Source organism: Streptomyces coeruleorubidus, assembly GCF_028885415.1.
In the GTDB taxonomy this organism is placed as follows: Bacteria; Actinomycetota; Actinomycetes; order Streptomycetales; family Streptomycetaceae; genus Streptomyces; species Streptomyces coeruleorubidus_A.
This window is the reverse complement of the sequence record NZ_CP118527.1, coordinates 2,875,855-2,890,933: the sequence shown is the minus strand read 5'-3', so window position 1 is coordinate 2,890,933 and position 15,079 is coordinate 2,875,855. Positions and strand designations below refer to the sequence as shown.

The 15,079-nt window shown below is 69.6% G+C and carries 14 protein-coding genes and 1 pseudogene; 8 read left to right on the top strand and 7 right to left on the bottom strand.

Features of this window, described 5'->3' with window-relative positions:
- Window positions 1-31: 31 nt before the first annotated feature.
- Together PV963_RS13405 and PV963_RS13400 are read right to left on the bottom strand one after the other, a co-directional pair.
- Window positions 32-343, bottom strand: coding sequence for a pore-forming ESAT-6 family protein (locus tag PV963_RS13405; protein ID WP_274815894.1), 312 nt, complete (start codon window positions 341-343; stop codon window positions 32-34).
- A 71-nt stretch (window positions 344-414) separates the two neighbouring features.
- Window positions 415-747 (bottom strand): hypothetical protein, encoded by a 333-nt coding sequence (locus PV963_RS13400; protein ID WP_274815893.1) that lies wholly within the window; start codon window positions 745-747, stop codon window positions 415-417.
- Window positions 748-1,152: 405 nt separating this feature from the next.
- Here PV963_RS13400 and PV963_RS13395 point away from each other — a divergent pair, with 405 nt between their 5' ends.
- From PV963_RS13395 to PV963_RS13375, 5 genes are all read left to right on the top strand, one after another.
- Window positions 1,153-2,826, top strand: a complete 1,674-nt coding sequence (locus PV963_RS13395; RefSeq protein WP_274815892.1) for a DUF262 domain-containing protein — start codon at window positions 1,153-1,155, stop codon at window positions 2,824-2,826.
- Window positions 2,827-3,047: 221 nt separating this feature from the next.
- The gene (locus PV963_RS13390) at window positions 3,048-5,471 is read left to right on the top strand and encodes an AAA family ATPase (protein WP_274815891.1); all 2,424 of its coding nucleotides are present in this window, start codon (window positions 3,048-3,050) and stop codon (window positions 5,469-5,471) included.
- The gene (locus PV963_RS13385; RefSeq protein WP_274815890.1) at window positions 5,468-5,917 is read left to right on the top strand and encodes a hypothetical protein; all 450 of its coding nucleotides are present in this window, start codon (window positions 5,468-5,470) and stop codon (window positions 5,915-5,917) included. The genes PV963_RS13390 and PV963_RS13385 overlap by 4 nt, the downstream gene beginning before the upstream one ends.
- 159 nt (window positions 5,918-6,076) lie before the next feature.
- A complete protein-coding gene (locus PV963_RS13380) occupies window positions 6,077-6,406 on the top strand; it encodes a plasmid mobilization protein (RefSeq protein WP_274815889.1) in 330 nt (109 codons plus the stop codon).
- Complete coding sequence (locus tag PV963_RS13375) at window positions 6,403-6,939, top strand: hypothetical protein (RefSeq protein ID WP_274815888.1); 537 nt, start codon at window positions 6,403-6,405, stop codon at window positions 6,937-6,939. Before PV963_RS13380 ends, PV963_RS13375 begins: the two co-directional genes overlap by 4 nt.
- Before the next feature lie 42 nt (window positions 6,940-6,981).
- Here the strand turns inward: PV963_RS13375 and PV963_RS13370 are convergent, their stop codons facing one another.
- Entirely contained in the window at window positions 6,982-7,671 is a 690-nt protein-coding gene (locus tag PV963_RS13370; protein WP_274815887.1) for a hypothetical protein, read from the bottom strand.
- A gap of 319 nt (window positions 7,672-7,990) precedes the next feature.
- Here PV963_RS13370 and PV963_RS13365 point away from each other — a divergent pair.
- The 3 genes and pseudogenes from PV963_RS13365 to PV963_RS13355 form a co-directional block, all read left to right on the top strand.
- A pseudogene (locus PV963_RS13365) lies at window positions 7,991-8,373 on the top strand (DUF5753 domain-containing protein); the annotation flags it as partial.
- The gene (locus PV963_RS13360) at window positions 8,351-8,509 is read left to right on the top strand and encodes a DUF397 domain-containing protein (protein ID WP_274822011.1); all 159 of its coding nucleotides are present in this window, start codon (window positions 8,351-8,353) and stop codon (window positions 8,507-8,509) included. The pseudogene PV963_RS13365 and the gene PV963_RS13360, both read left to right, overlap by 23 nt.
- 313 nt (window positions 8,510-8,822) lie before the next feature.
- Window positions 8,823-9,893 carry a hypothetical protein gene (locus PV963_RS13355; protein WP_274815886.1) on the top strand — a complete coding sequence of 357 codons (1,071 nt, stop codon included), beginning with the start codon at window positions 8,823-8,825 and terminating at the stop codon, window positions 9,891-9,893.
- Window positions 9,894-10,069: 176 nt separating this feature from the next.
- Here the strand turns inward: PV963_RS13355 and PV963_RS13350 are convergent, their stop codons facing one another.
- The 4 genes from PV963_RS13350 to PV963_RS13335 form a co-directional block, all read right to left on the bottom strand.
- The gene (locus PV963_RS13350; protein WP_274815885.1) at window positions 10,070-11,431 is read right to left on the bottom strand and encodes an AAA family ATPase; all 1,362 of its coding nucleotides are present in this window, start codon (window positions 11,429-11,431) and stop codon (window positions 10,070-10,072) included.
- Entirely contained in the window at window positions 11,428-12,945 is a 1,518-nt protein-coding gene (locus tag PV963_RS13345) for a hypothetical protein (RefSeq protein ID WP_274815884.1), read from the bottom strand. The genes PV963_RS13350 and PV963_RS13345 overlap by 4 nt, the downstream gene beginning before the upstream one ends.
- The gene (locus PV963_RS13340; RefSeq protein ID WP_274815883.1) at window positions 12,942-14,060 is read right to left on the bottom strand and encodes a hypothetical protein; all 1,119 of its coding nucleotides are present in this window, start codon (window positions 14,058-14,060) and stop codon (window positions 12,942-12,944) included. Before PV963_RS13340 ends, PV963_RS13345 begins: the two co-directional genes overlap by 4 nt.
- Window positions 14,061-14,149: 89 nt before the next feature.
- Window positions 14,150-15,025, bottom strand: a complete 876-nt coding sequence (locus PV963_RS13335; RefSeq protein WP_274815882.1) for a hypothetical protein — start codon at window positions 15,023-15,025, stop codon at window positions 14,150-14,152.
- Window positions 15,026-15,079: the final 54 nt, after the last annotated feature.

Here is a 15,079-nt window from a genome sequence, read left to right as displayed (position 1 = left end):
TGCTACTACTGCCACCGCTGCACGTCCGGCGTCAGCCGATGTTGTCGACGGCCGCCCGTGCCTTGGCCAGGGTCGTCTGCGCGGTCCCGTCGTTCTGCTCCATCGTCGTGCGCACCAGCCGGATGATCTCGCGGACCTCACCGGCGGCGCGGTGCCAGCGCATCTCCTTGCCGTGGTACTCATCGGCGACGCCGTCCGCGGTGAAGTCGGCCATCGCGGCCTTCACTGCGCGGTCGCGGTCGGTCAGTACCCGCTCCAGCTGTCCGATGACGGCGTGCAGGCTGATCTGGACCTCGCTGGAGGCGTCGGTGTCGTAAGAACGGCGGTCCTGGTTCTGCCCCATGGTCGGATTCCCCTTGAAAACGGTGACGGTGAAGGTGGCTACGGCCGACGGGCGTCTACGCGCCTCCGTGGTTACCGTGCGCCGAAGCGGGCCGCGTCGAAGTTGGCGGCACCCATGTTCTGGTGGGCGTTGTCTTCCAACTCCACGTCACCGGTCCCGAATGCGGTGTCCATGCCGGACTGACCGCCCAGGATCGCATTCAGTGAGCTGTTCAGCGCATCCGTGGTCTCGTCGGCATGCAACTTGAACCTGTCGAACGCGGCCTTGCCCGCCCCGTTGAACTTCCCCTCCAACGGCTCCGCCGCCTGGATCAGCAACGCGATCAACGTGCCCAGATCCTCACTCGAGCCGACGGTGCTCTTCCCGAGATCCGAAAGGGTCGTCGACCCCATGTCGAACTTCATACCCCTACCCCCGTAAGCGTGTTGCGCAGCGGCGATGCGCGATCACTGCAGCGTACTCACACGTCACGTGTGACTCACAGTCCGTTCGAACATCCTTCCGCACCTCACGTTGCAGGCGCAACGTAAAAGAGTCCGAAGTGGCTTGATCTGGTGGCTCGCCACCTCGGGTGGCGAAAAGTGCCTCGAACGTCCCTCCTCTGACATCGCTGAAAGAGACCTTGGAACGGAGGTGCCGGGCGAGGCCTCTGAACTGTTCGTTCGCGATCGCTCCCTGAGCAGGGCACTCCCCGGCGTGCAGCCCGACTCGTCTGCCCCCTGGGCCACCGGGGAATGGCCTCCTCGTAACCGCCGTTGAGAACGGGCAAGTTGGGACGATTGAGCGCCTTTTTCCGTCATCATCGGAGCATGCAAAAACTCGAGGCGCACGAGATGCCCCTGCACAAGGTGTTCAGCAGCGACTACGACTTCCAGATCCCCGACTACCAGCGCCCGTACGCCTGGCAGGAGGAGCAGGCGTCTCAGCTGCTGACCGACCTGCAGGAGGCTTTGGACCGCGGTACGGACGAGCCGTACTTCCTCGGATCCGTCGTACTCGTCAAGGACGGCGGGGCCCCCAAGGCGGAAGTCATCGACGGCCAGCAGCGGCTCACCACCCTCACCATCCTCTTGTCGGTCCTGCGCGACCTCACCGAGGATGCGGAACTGCGGGGTGATCTCGACCGGCTGGTGATGGAGCCGGGCGCCAAGATCCGTGGCCTCGCCCCGAGGCCACGGCTCACCCTGCGATACCGCGACAAGGACTTCTTCGAGAAGTACGTGCAGACGAAGGGCGCGGTGGACACGCTGCTGGCGCTCAAGGAGGACGCCCTGCGGACCGACGCGCAGAAGGCCATCCTCCGCAACGCGACGGTCCTGCACCGCAGCCTCACCGCGCTGACCGAGGAGCGCCGGCTGGAACTGGCGCAGATGCTCGCCGAGCGGACATTCCTGGTCCTCGTCAGTACTCCCGACCTCGACAGCGCCCACCGGATCTTCAGCGTCATGAACTCCCGCGGCCTGGACCTGTCGCCCACCGACATCTTCAAGTCGCAGATCATCGGTGACCTCGATGCGGAGGCGTCCGATGCGTGCGCCACCACCTGGGAGGACGCGGAGGAGATGCTGGGGCGCGACGACTTCGCGGAACTCTTCCTCCATCTGCGGTTGATCTTCGCCAAGAAGCGGGCGGAGCAGGAGCTGCTCAAGGAGTTCCCGGAGCAGGTGCTCAGCCACTACCTCCCCGACAGGGCCGAGGTGTTCGTCCATGAGGTCGTTCGTCCATATGCCGAGGCCTACGCCCAGATCAAGGAGGCTCGTTATGAGTCGGCTTCGGGCGCGGAGGCGGTCAACGCATGGTTCAGGAGGCTCCATCAGATCGACAACTACGACTGGCGACCGGCCGCTCTCTGGGCGCTGCGCCACCATGAGGGCGACCCGGCATGGCTCGACGCGTTCATGCGGGCTTTGGAGCGCCTGTCGGCCAGCATGTTCATCCGACGCGTCTATACGACGCCTCGCGTCACACGCTATGCCGAGCTGCTCCGGCAGCTCGACGAAGGCCAGGGCCTGGACTCCCCAGCTCTCGAACTGAGGGATGACGAGAAGGCGGACACTCTTACCTTGCTCGACGGCGATCTCTATCTCGTCCGCAGGATCCGTAAGTACGTTCTACTTCGCCTCGACGAGTTGCTGGCCCGAGGGCAGGGGGTGACGTACGACCACCCGCTCATCACCGTGGAGCACGTTCTGCCACAGAGTCCGAGTGACGACTCGCAGTGGGTCGAGCTGTTCGATGAGGAGCAGCGCGCTCAGTGGACGCACCGCCTGGGAAACCTGGTTCTGCTGAACCGCGCCAAGAACTCGGCGGCCCAGAACTACGACTTCGCCGCCAAGAGGGCCAAGTACTTCACCGGACGCGGGGGAGTGGTCCCCTTCGCGCTGACCAGCCAGGTGCTCCAGCACGCCGAGTGGACCCCCGAGTCGCTCAAGGCCAGGCAGGAGGAGCTGCTGGGCATGCTCGCCGCGGAGTGGCGTCTGTGAGTGCGGACCGGGGACATGGCGTCTCGGTCCGATACCAAAGGTCTCCATGAAATTCCAATGAGTTCCATGGTTGGGCTTGTGTGGACTATGGTCATCGACATCGCACGGCCCACGGTCCGCGTGTCACTCCGCCGTACCCGTGTGTCCCCTGCCGCTCAGTCGCCGCCGCCGGCCTGCCCGGCCACTCGCTCAGCAGTCGTCGCCTCCACGGGAGTTCCTTCATGTCCGTATCCGCCGGTCCCGCACCGGACGCGTCTCCCATGGGGCCGCCCGCCCACGATCCGCCCGTCGGCACCCTCGCCCACCTCATCGACGGGCGGCTCGCCGGCTCGGACCTCGACGAGGAGACCCGGGCCGTCCTGCTCACCGCCTTCAAGGACGAGGCCCCGGTACGCGGCCGCATGCCGGGCGCCTACCTGCAGTCCGTCACGGTCAGCGGCTTCCGCGGCATCGGCCGCACCGCACGCCTCCCCCTCACCCCCGGGCCGGGACTCACCCTGGTCACCGGCCGCAACGGCTCCGGCAAGTCGAGCTTCGCGGAGGCCGTCGAGATCGCGCTGACCGGCGACAACGCCCGCTGGCGCGGCCGCAGCGACATCTGGCGCAAGAGCTGGCGCAACCTCCACCACGGCCAGGAACCACAGGTCGCAGTGGAGTTGCGCATCGACGGCGATCCGGAGCCCGCCACCGTGCTGCGCACCTGGCACGGGGACGACGTCGCCGACTCCACCGCCGAACTCGACCGGCCCGGCCACGACCCCGTCCCGCTTCCGGACCTCGGCTGGCAGGAGGACCTGGCGACCTACCGCCCCTTCCTGTCGTACTCCGAGCTCGGTCAGGTGATCGGCGGCAAGCCCAGCGAGATGTACGACGCCGTCGCCTCCATCCTCGGGCTGGAGCAACTCGCCGCCGCCGACAAGCGGTTGCGCGAGCTGGCCCGCGAGTACGAGGCACCCGCCAAGGCGGCCAAGGCCGAACTGCCCGCCCTGCTCGCTCTCCTGGACAGCACTGAAGACCTCCGCGCCACGGCCGCCCACGCCGCACTGAGCGGGCGGCGCCCGGACCTCGCGCGAGCGGCCGAACTGGCCGCCGGGACCGGCGTGGCGGACGAGTCCCTCCTGTTCGACCTGCGCCGCCGCTCCACCCTGACCGGACCCGACACCGAGGCGGTCGCCACGGCCGTGACCCGGCTGCGCGAAGCCATCGCCTCCGCCGAGGATCTGCGGGGCACGTCCGCCGAGGACGCGCTGCGCCGCGCCGAACTCCTCGCCCGCGCGCTCGCCCACCACCGCGCCCAGCCCGACCTCGACACCTGTCCGGTGTGCGGCGGTGCGGCCCGCCTCGACGAGGAATGGGCACGCGACGCCGCCGAGCAGGAACACCGGCTGCGCGCCGAGGCCGAACAGGTCCTCACCGCCCGCAGGGAACTCGACGCGGCCGCGCAGGCCGTCCGGGACCTGGCCGTCCCGCCCCCCGACTGGCTGCCGCCCGAGATCGCCGCCGCCTGGGACGACTGGCTGCGCTGCCGCACCGTCTCCGACCCGGCCGTGCTGGCGACCGGCTCCGAGAACGCCGCACGGACCGCCGCCGACGCCGCACGGGTCACCCGCCAAGATGCCGCGGGGCGCCTCGCCGACCAGGACGACACCTGGCGTGACGCCGCGCGGGCGCTCGCCGCCTGGCTCGACAAGGCCCACGCAGCCGAGCAGGCGGCCCCACGCCTGACCCGCGTCAAGGCCGCCCAGAAATGGCTCAAGGCCACCCACGACGAGATCCGCGCCGACCGGATGCGGCCCATCGCCGAGGACGCCCAGCGCATCTGGTCCAACCTGCGCCAGCAGAGCAACGTCGCCCTCGGCCCGGTCCGCCTGAGCGGCTCCGCAACCCAGCGCAAGGTCGCCCTCGACGTGACCGTCGACGACATCGACGCCCCCGCGCTCGGCGTGATGAGCCAGGGGGAACTGCACTCCCTCGCCCTGTCCCTCTTCCTCCCGCGCACCTTCCTGCCGGAGAACCCCTTCCGGTTCCTGGTCATCGACGACCCGGTGCAGTCCATGGACCCCGCCAAGGTGGACGGCCTCGCCCGCGTCCTCGCTCTCCTCGCCGAGCACCGCCAGGTCGTCGTCTTCACCCACGACACCCGCCTGCCGCAGGCCCTGAAGTACCTGCGGCTGCCAGCCACCGTCCTCACCGTCGACCGCCGCGAGCGCTCCGCCGTACGCGTCCGCTCCGGCGACGACCCCGTCAAGCAGGCCCTGCACGATGCGAGGGCGCTCGCCAGGACCCGCGACCTGCCCGGCGACGTCGCCGCCCGGGTCCTGCCCGGCCTGTGCCGCACCGCCCTGGAGGCCGCCCTCCTCGAACCGGCCCGGCGCCGGCTCCTCGGCACGGGCCTGCCGCACGCCGAGATCGAGCAGCGCATCGCCAAGGCCCACAGGCTCACCGAACTGGCCTCCCTCGCCCTCTACGGTGAGACCGACCGGGTGGGCGAGGCCATGACCGACCTCACCCGGGCCTACGGCCAGCAGGCCACCGACCACATCCGGTGGTGCAACAAGGGCTCCCACGAAGCCGTGCCCGTCGACGACGTGGAGGAGATCATCCGCCGCACGGCGGACCTCGCGAAGGCGGTGCGATCCCTGTGACCACGATCCACCCGGCCACACCCGTCCCGCCCGCGCGCCCGCCCCGGCTCCCCGCACCCCTCCCGCCTCCGCCGCCGTCCACCTCGACCCCCGAGGAACTGCTCGCGGGCGCGGACCGGTTGCTCGGGACGGCCACCGCCTCCACCACAGGCGTCTGGCCGCGCGCCGTGGCACTGCTGCTGCGCCACGCCCTCGAAGAGGCCCTGCGCCGCTACTGGCAGGCCCGCAAGCCGCAGCTGGCCCGCTGCCCGCCGCACGCCCAGGCCCTGTGCCTGGAGGCCTACGCCGACTGCGACACGGCCCGCCGCTGGTCGGCGACCTGGGCCGGCCTCAGCCGGGCCTGCCACTACCACGGGTACGAGCTGGCTCCCACGCAGGCGGAACTGTGTGCGTGGCGGGACGACGTCGAGCGGGTGATCGGGGCCTTGGCGCCCCGGACGCTGTGACGGATCGCCGTCGTACCGCGGGTCCGCCGCGCGGGGCGGGAGGCGGATCTGCGGTAGGGGGGGCGGTACGGAACGGGGCGCCGGGGAGAGGGGAGACGTGCGCGGTTGGCCCCACCGCCTGCACTCGCGCTGCCGTCATACGCGTATTACGATGCTTTCGTGGCAAAGGCGCGCATCACCATCAGCTTGGAGCAGGACCAGGCCGAACGCATCAGGCAGCACGCGGAACGGGCGGGCATGGACGTCTCGGCATACCTGGTGCACGCCGCAACGCGCCAGATGGCCGAGAGCGATGCCATAGAGGAACAGTTCGCCGAGGTGGACGCACTCATCGCCCGGGCGGAGCGGGCAGCGGACGGGCTGCCTGCCGAGCCCGCCCCGGAACCGGACGCGGAGCTGACGGAGGAGGAACGCCGCGAGGTCGAGGAGGCCCTTGGCCTCGTCCACGGCCGGGACCGGCAAGGCCGCCGTCCGGGAAACGCCGCGTGAGCGCACGGGTGCCGGTCTACGACACCGGCATGCTCATCGCACTCGCCGACCGCAAGGCGAAGGCGGTGGCTCTCCACGAGGGACTGCGCACGGTCCCGCACCGGGCGCTGGTGCTCGGACCGGTCCTCGCCCAGGTGTGGCGCCCCCAGCCGGCGCTGGTGCACGCCCTGTCCGGTGTCCTGAAGGACTGCACGGTCCCTCAGGCCCGTACATCCGAGCCGCCGATGCGTGAGACGAAGGCGGGCCGTCCGGAGTGTCTGGCCTGCGCGACGGGCCCGGACCTCGCGGACTGGCGGCGCATCGGCACCGCTCTGGGGCGGGCCGCCCTGCCGGCGAAGAAGCGGCCGGACGCGGTGGACGCCTGGGTGGCACTGGCAGCGGCCCGGCACGGCAGCGCGGTGATCTTCACGACCGAACCCGGGGGACATCCAGGCCTACCTGACGGTCCTCGCGCCGACGGACGTGCACGTGGTCGCTGTCTGATGACTGAGAGTTACGCCCCGTCCGGTCCCAATGGCCGCGCGGGGCGGTGAACGAGCTCCGTCGGCTTCTCGGACTTGGCGATGTGCTGCGCGTCAGTCATGCCACGACGTCGGGGGTGGGCCAAATGCGCGACGACCGGCCCTCACGGCCAGAGTGGCCATGGCAGCGTTGGCGCCACCACCAATCACAGCGCCGATACCGAACGGTGCCACTCGACCGAGAACGATGATTCCCTGCTTGGTCCCGTACTTGGTGATGAAGTTCTTCCCCAAGATCTTGTTGATCTGACGCAACGTCTCGACAGGCACCTTGGCCACAACCTGACGACCCCAGTGTTGCCCCGTACGCTCGGCGACCTTGGTAATGGTGGCGGAGCCGCTCCCGCCGAGCATGATTCCCATCACGATCGTTCGGCGGCGCTCGATCTCGTCGATGGGGACTCCGTGGACTTCGGCGAGCGAGAGCGCGAAGAGGGCGCTCAGTTCAAGAGACGAGAGAGCCTCGCCTGCCGACAGTGCCAGTGCGACTCCCGTGCCGACGCCGGGCGCGGCTGCGGTTCCTCCAACCGCAGCACCCGTCCCGGTCAAGGCGCTGACGTACATCCGCTCCAGATTGCGGATTACCTGGTCTGGTGTCGCCTCCGGGTTCCGCTGGCGGGCCCGGGCGATGTTCTTGCGTACCAATTGGCTTTGGCTGTCGATTGCCTTGTCCAGGAGGTCGAGGACTCGCTGCCCACGTCCGTCTTCTGCCGGAACCGGTTCGTCGTGGGCACCTGTTGCCATGCCTTGAACTCCTCAGGTCGTTACGTCCTAGCTGAGTTTCCCACTCAGGCTGCCGGTTCTGGTGCGTTTTCCCGAACAGCTCCTACCTGTCCAGGTTCGGAGCCGTTGCGGTTCGCCTCATCGACTGCGGAGACCGCTGTCAGCACCTCCCAGTGCCCCTCGTTGAACCGGTTCAAGTGCGGCGGCGGCTCACTCGGGCGTCAGGTCTGAACTCATCGGCCGTGGAGGAGGGGTGTGCTCAGCCGCCTGGCGCGTACCGGGTGAACCGCGCCCCGCCGTCGTGGTCAGATCCGCCCGCTGTGCGTGTCCGAGCCGGGGGTCGCGCAGGTATGCGCGGGCCTTGTTCGAGAACCGCATTCCCGTACTGACCGACGAGCAGTTGGAGGCTCAGGTGGTGGCGAGGCTGGATCGGCAGAGGATGCTGTCGGAGCGGCCCACTGTTCCCTTCCACTTCATTGTGGAGGAGGTCGTATTCCGGCGCAGGCCCGTCGGTCGTGACGTGTGGTGTCGCCAGTTGGACTACGTGCCGGAACGTACTGCGCTCGCAACATGACGCTGCAAGTCATGCCGTTGGGTGCGGAGTTCCGTGCTTGCATGGACGGTCCCGTACGCCTCTTGGAGACACCGAAGGGGCGCCGGCTGGCGTACTCCGAAGGGCAGGGGAACGGCCGGTTGATCTCTGACCCGAAACAGCGGCAGCTCGGGCGACGACTACGTCGAGGTCGCGGTCACCGAACACGCCGTGTGCGTACGGGACTCCAAGGATGTGACGCGTCCTCACTTCTCTGTTGGCTGCGAGGAGTGGTCGCGGTTCGTGGGGTTCATGACGGACGTGTGAGCGGTGGTGCAGCAGCACGGCGGCCCGGAGTAGTCGGAAGGGTGATCGGGCGCTGTCGGGGGCCGGTGCGGGAGCGTTGGTGCGGGACCGGGTGACGACGAGGACGGTGGGGGCGAGCATGCTGATCAGGGCCCAGCGCATCTACGAAGTCCCAGCAGGTGGTCTGGCCTTCATTGAGTCCACAGGCGGTCGTGGTGGTCACTTTCCGAGCACCGAAGGAGCGACAGGAGTCCCCTCGGTCGCGCCCGGACAGGAACCGCTGCCAGACTGCAATAGCTAGTATGATTAGCTGATCTACGGATATGATCACTGTGTGTGTGCGGCTGATCTCATCCAGGGCGCGGCAGGCTCCGTGCCGGACGTCGACTTCGAAGCGCGAGTGCTCGTGTGTCCGGCATACGGAAGCAAGGAGTCGCGGAGACATTGGCACGACACGCTTGAGCAGGAAGTGCCCTTCACTGATGAGGCCTTGGCGAGGCATCTGTCGCCTCGCCAACTTGAGCAGCTCAGCCGCTTTCATCCCGCAGGTGTGGCCCGCTTCTGGGGTGCCACATCGGCTCATGACAAGGCCATGTCCAGCGTTCGTACAGGCGACGTGGCTCTGTTCACTGGGGCGAAGAAGGTGCTGGCTGTAGGAGAAGTCGGCGTCATCTTCGTCAACCGCGAGGTCGCCGACACGCTCTGGCCGCCATCACCCGGAGGTAAGAGTTGGCATACCGTTTACAGCCTGCGGGACTTCGTCCCAGCAGAGGTTCCCTACGAGGAACTGGCTGAACTGATCGGATATTCCAAGAACTACGGCTTTCCCGGCCAGTTGGTGCTCGAAGGTGACAAAGCCCGCGCTGTCATCGAGGGTTTGCGCATAACCACCAGAACGGTGTTGGAGCAACTCGGCATCGAGGAGCTGCCTGCCCGCGATCCGCTCTCGGTTCAGCGGGCTGCATTGGAACAGCAGCACACGCCGGTCGTCAGCTTCGAGCGCTCGGCGGCGAGGACCCTCTACAGGCGTGAGGAACAGCCGTTGGTCATGGAGTTCTGCGCCACGCTCGCTGTCGCTGCTGAGCGTTTCCGATCCCCAGTCGGCCTTTGTGACATCTATATACAGGGGGCTGACAGTGTGGAGGTGATCGAAGCGAAGAGCCGCACCGATCACGCGTACGTGCGTGAAGCCCTCTCCCAGTTATTGGACTACGCCCCGCACAGTCCGCGTCCTGTGGACCGGCTTGCCGTGCTGCTCCCTGATGCGCCCGCTGAGCGGGAACTTCAGTTGCTGCACCGGTATGGCGTCGATTGCATTCACCGGGTATCTCCCGGCGTCTTTCGGAGAGTTCCGGCACCCGATGACAGGCGGCATCTGATGAAAACACTGTGGACGGAGAGCTGAGTCCATCAGCCGCATCGGTGAACACGGCCGGGCGTGGTGAGAGTGACACCGACTGAGACGATGTGACGAGGACTGAACGACCAACAGGAATGCCGCTGTTCATCGGCAGCACTGACGTGGCGGAGGGGGATCGCACATTCTCGGTGACGCTTGCGGCACGACACGGGGCGCGCCCGTCAGCCACGTGTTCTGTGCTCCCCCCGCTCCAGCCACCCCATAACCACCTGATGCGCCCGCCACCCATCCGGAAACTTAGGCGGCACGTCCAGATACACAGGGCTGCTCCGCGGATGCCGGTCCAGCAGGTCGCGGATGCCGGCGCGGGCCACCACGATGCAGGCGAAGCGGTGCCGGGAGAGCAGGACGCACAGGCGGCCCGTCTCCAGGTGGAAGTCGGAGGCGTCCTGGCGGCCGGACAGCGGGTGCCAGACGAGGGTGACGTCGAACTCGCGGCCCTGGAGGCGGTTGGCGGTGTCCACCGTGATGCCGGTCAGGCCGCGGGAGGCGAGGCGGGTGCGGACCGCGTCCGCCTGCACAGTGCGTGCCGTGCCGATCGCGATGCGGTCCGCCGTCAGGGGATCGCCGTTGACCAGCGCACCGCGCTCCAGAAGCCGGGCCGCCGTCGCCGCGAGGGCATCCGCCACCTCCGGGTCCTGGTCGAGCGTGTGGCGGGCGGGGAGTTCCAGGTGGCCCCAGCCGGAGTCGGCGGCCCGGGCGAGGACGTCGTCCAGCGGGCCGGTGCCGTGGGACAGGCTGGCGTAGGACAGCACGCGCTCCGGTGCCGTCGTGCCGGGGACGAACCGGTAGAAGGGGTAGAAGGCTCGTTCGACCAGGGGCGCTGCCGTCTCCGGGAGGCGCCAGGAGACGGGGAGCTGGTGGCGTAAGAGGTCGGGGTTGTGGGCGAGGGTGACGTCGACCGCGTTGCGCAGGGGGTCCCAGGTCAGGCCGTGCCAGCGGTCGGTCTCCACGGTGGCGAAGGGGTCGAGCTGGCCGGGGTCGCCGACGAAGAGGACTTGCGAGTCGTCTTGGGCGAACAGCGGGGCCGTCGCCAGGAGCCCGTCCGAGCGCATCTGGTACGCCTCGTCGACGATGGCCCACCGCCACGGCGCGCACTTGTCCGGGGTGACGAACGACCACTTCTTCGCGGTGGACACCACGACGGGCAGGTCGCGCAGGTTCGTCACCTCGCTGCTCCCGGTGACGCTGGGGTGCCGGGTGACGCGGGGCGGGAGGGTGTGGCCGCGGGCGTGGAGGCGGCCGAGCGCCAGCCCGGGGTGTTCACGCGCGATGCGGTCCACGAGGTCGTCGACCTGCTCGTTGGTCTGCGCGACGATCATGAGCTGGTGGCCCGCGGAGGTCAGGTGCCCGGTGGCCCGCACTACCAGCGTGGATTTGCCGGCTCCGGGAGGCGAGTCCACGACCACGCCCCGGCCGGGCGCGGTGTCGAGGCTGGTCAGGATCCCCGCGACCGCGCGGTCCGCGCTTTCGCCGGGGGTGAGGGCTTCGGGCTCCCCGGTGTCGGGAAGGAGGGCGGTCACTCCCAGGTCTCCTCTGCGTCCTCGTCGGTGGGTTCGTACGGCTGGGGCGGACCGCCGTGGGTCCAGGGGGTGTTCTCCTCGTCGGGCAGGGCGGACGGCATGGCCGTGGGGTTGAGCGTGGTGTACGTCAGTTCCTCGCCGGTCTCCGCGAGGGTGCCGGCCGGTGCGGGCGGCTTCTGCTTCCGTGCGAAGCCGCCTTTGAGCTGGAGCACCACGACGTGGCTGCCGTCGTCCTCCTGCCGTATGTCGAGGATCCGGGCTCCTTGGCCGGGCCGGGCGGGGGACTTCACCTCCGTGCCGACCGCGAGACCGACGCGGGTGTCGGTGCTGGTGCGGAGTGTGATCGTCGGGCGCCACACCTGGGAGCCGGGACGGTCGCCGGGGACGAAGCGGTCCTCGTCCCTGGCAGTCACCGTGCCCGTGAACGCCTCGCCGGTCAGCTCGTACTCCGCCATCACCAGCGGGTCGTCGTACGCGCGCTCCGCCTCGTAGCGGGCGACCGCGTCCTCCAGCCGGGCCAGGCGGCGGGCGGCTCTGACGGCCTGGTCGCGACGGGCCTGCGGGCGGCCGTCGGCGTCCAGGTACTCGGCGTACTCGGAGAACCAGCGCCGGTCGAGGGCCCAGCGGCCGGGGACGTGGGCCCCCTCCGGCAGATCGCGGAGCAGCTCCACGCCGCGCCACATCAGCCGCCAGGTGGGCAGCATCTGGCCGCTCAGCTCACGGTCGATCTGGCGGCCGACCGCCTCGCGTCCGCGGTCGTCGGACGCCTCGTCGTAGCGCGTCATCAGTTCGTGGAGGGTCCGGTCGAAGACCGGGTCCGTGGACGGACCGGCCGGCGGCCACACGGCGGGGTCCTCCGCCTCCCGTGCCACCCGCGCGCCGTCGCTGCCCTCCGGTGGATCGATCCAGGCGAGCAGGGACGCGAGGTGGGAGTCCTCGGAAGGGCTCTGGCCCGTGGCCCAGTGCGCGGCGAGCAGCCGGGTCATCGCGAGCAGCACACCGGAGTTCGGGAACTCGGCCAGCTCCGCGAACCAGGTCAGCCACTTGCCGAGGGCGGGCACGGACGGGTCGACCGCGTACGGCCCCTCGGTGGCGCGCAGTCTGGTCAGTCGGCCGAGCAGGCGAACGTAGGCGATGCCCTCGCCGTTCGGCAGGAGGAGCTGCGGGGCCCGCTGGAAGCGCAGGCGTTCCTCCTTCTCCTTGCCGCGGCCGGCGGTGTAGGGCTCCGTCTCCGTCCGGCACCCCTCTATGTACGCGAGGAGGAGTGCGGCGAGGCGCTCGGCGAACCGGAAGCGTTCGGCGCGGTTGCGCGGCTGGCGGACGGTGAGGAGGGTCGGGTGCTCGGGGTCCGTACCCGCGAGCGCGGCCAGGGGCGCGCATGTTTCGCCGGCGAGGGTGAGCGGTACCAGGACGAACGGCTTCTCGTCCAGGTGCTGGTGGCGGACGGTCGTCAGTGGTTCGGCACGGCCGGTACGGGACGCCGTGAGCGCCGCGACGGTGGACAGGACGCTCATGCGGCCCCCCGGCGGAGTCGGCGCAGCCGGGCGGCGGCGCGCAGCAGGTCGGCGGCTTCCACCTCGGCCTCTCCCGGGGCGGCGACGCCGTCCAGGTAGTCGAGCGCGGTGCGGGTGGAGTCGATGCCCGGCAGGTCGTTGCGTACGCCGTTGCCCAGGCGGGCCGGTGAGGCGCATCCGTCGGCCTCGTCGCGGCAGTAACGCGCCATTTCGCAGAAGGACAAGCAGGAGGGTGTGTAAGACGCGTCCAACGCCTCTATGGAGGAGGAGAGTTCGTCCGTGCTTCGGGTCGTGTCCAGGGTCGCCGTCTCGGGGAGCCCGGCCGCGAGGTCCTCGGCGCGCCGCAGCCGGGAGAGCTGGAACTGGAGGGCGTCGAGTTCCTGCCGGAGGTCGATCAGGCGGCCGTAGGGGCGGTTGGAGAAGTCCTTGGGACAGACGAGCAGGAACTTGTGGGAGATCTGCTCGATGGGCAGGCCGGCGGTGTCGAAGGCGCGGCGCAGGGCGAGGACGTACACCGCTGCCTGCTTGGCCGCCTCGGCGACGGCGGTCGGGTTGGCCTGGCCGTCGATCGCCGCGAACGAGCGGATCAGGACGACGTGGAACTTCCCCTCGATGCGGTGGGTGAGCGCGTCCGGTTCCAAGTACGCCGTCTGACCGGCGACTTCGAGGGCGAGCACGGGGCGGTCGAGGATGAGCCGCACGTCCTGGCCGGAGGCCACGTGCGCGATGAGGCGGCGGGTCTCCCGCTCGCGCACGGGCAGGGCCGTGTTACCCCCCACCTCGTTGAGGTCGGTGACATGGGCCTCTGCCACGGGGACGGAGAGCTGCTCGCGCAGCAGCCGGATGAGCTCGGCGTAGCCGCCCCACTTCACCAGGCCGTGGAACGCCTGTTCGCGGGCGAGGGCGAAGGGCGACTGGCCGAAGCGCGGCTCGTACCCGACCTGTTGGGCGAGTAACGCCTTGTCCACCCCGGCGGCGTCGAGGACGGCGCGGCGGGCGCAGGCGGGATTGGCGGTCAGGGCGGTGATCTTGCGGGCGGTGTACGGCTGAGGGGGCTGCGGTCCGCGCAGCCGCGCGAGTCGGTCGTCGGGAGGTTCGGACTGCTGCGAGGGCATCGTCTCTACTTCGGGAACGTCTTCAGTACGTCTTCGGGAGCTCACCGGCGTGCGAGGCGTCTGACGTCATCGCTGGCGGGAAGGGGGCGTCAGGACAGGGTCCCACTCGCGTCACGCAGGGCGTCACGCATCGGTGCCGCACCGAACAGCTGCTGTGTGTCGGCGAGTTGGGCACGGGCGCGCTGCGCTGCCGCTTGCCGCTGCTGGTCGTCCTCCTGCTGGTGGACGGCCGCTTCGGCGCGGGCAGCCGCGATCACGCGGGCGGGATCGGGTTCCGGGGCCGCGGCGTCGTGGGCACCGGGGATCGTGAGGGCGAAACGGCGCAGCAGCCGCCAGGCCGCGTCCGGGGCCGGATGCCCCGCGGTGGTGAGCCGCTGGATCTGCTCGGCGGTCCCCACCGCGTGGGTGAGGAAGTCGGCGCGCGGGCTGAGCGGGCCGATGATCCGCCGTTCCACGGGCCAGGTGGACAGGGCAAGGAGTCCACGTGCGGGGACGAGGCGGTCGTGGGTCAGCGCCGCGCAGATGTAGTACGGGCGGGCGTAGCCCTGCGCCGTGAAGGAGCGCTCCTCGTCGCGGCGGAGCGACGCGAGTTTGGTGGCGACCAGCGGCTCGGTGAAGAACGCCTCGTACGTGGACGAGATGAGCTTGGGGGAGGCGGGGGCACCCAGCAGGGTGAGCGCCTGGTGGACCTGTTCGCGGATCGGGATGGAGCCGTGCGTCGGGCGCTCCTTCTGGCGTGGTGCGCCTGTGGTCGCCGACGCTTGCGGGGCCGGGGGGTCGGTCAGGAGTGCCTCGCCGTCCGGTCCCGCCTCGGACTCGAGAGCGTGCTCCCACGCGGCCTCGGCCTCGCGTAGCGCACGACGGATGCGCGTGGTTTCGGCCTTGTCCCGTGCGCGCACGGCACCGCGCAGCTCGGTGCGCAGGTGGGACAGGCGCTGCTCGAGCTCCTCCAGTGATGCCGCCATGTGGGGCAGCTTAGCGCAGGAGCCAACCTGTGCCAAGAATTTCCAATGAGTTCC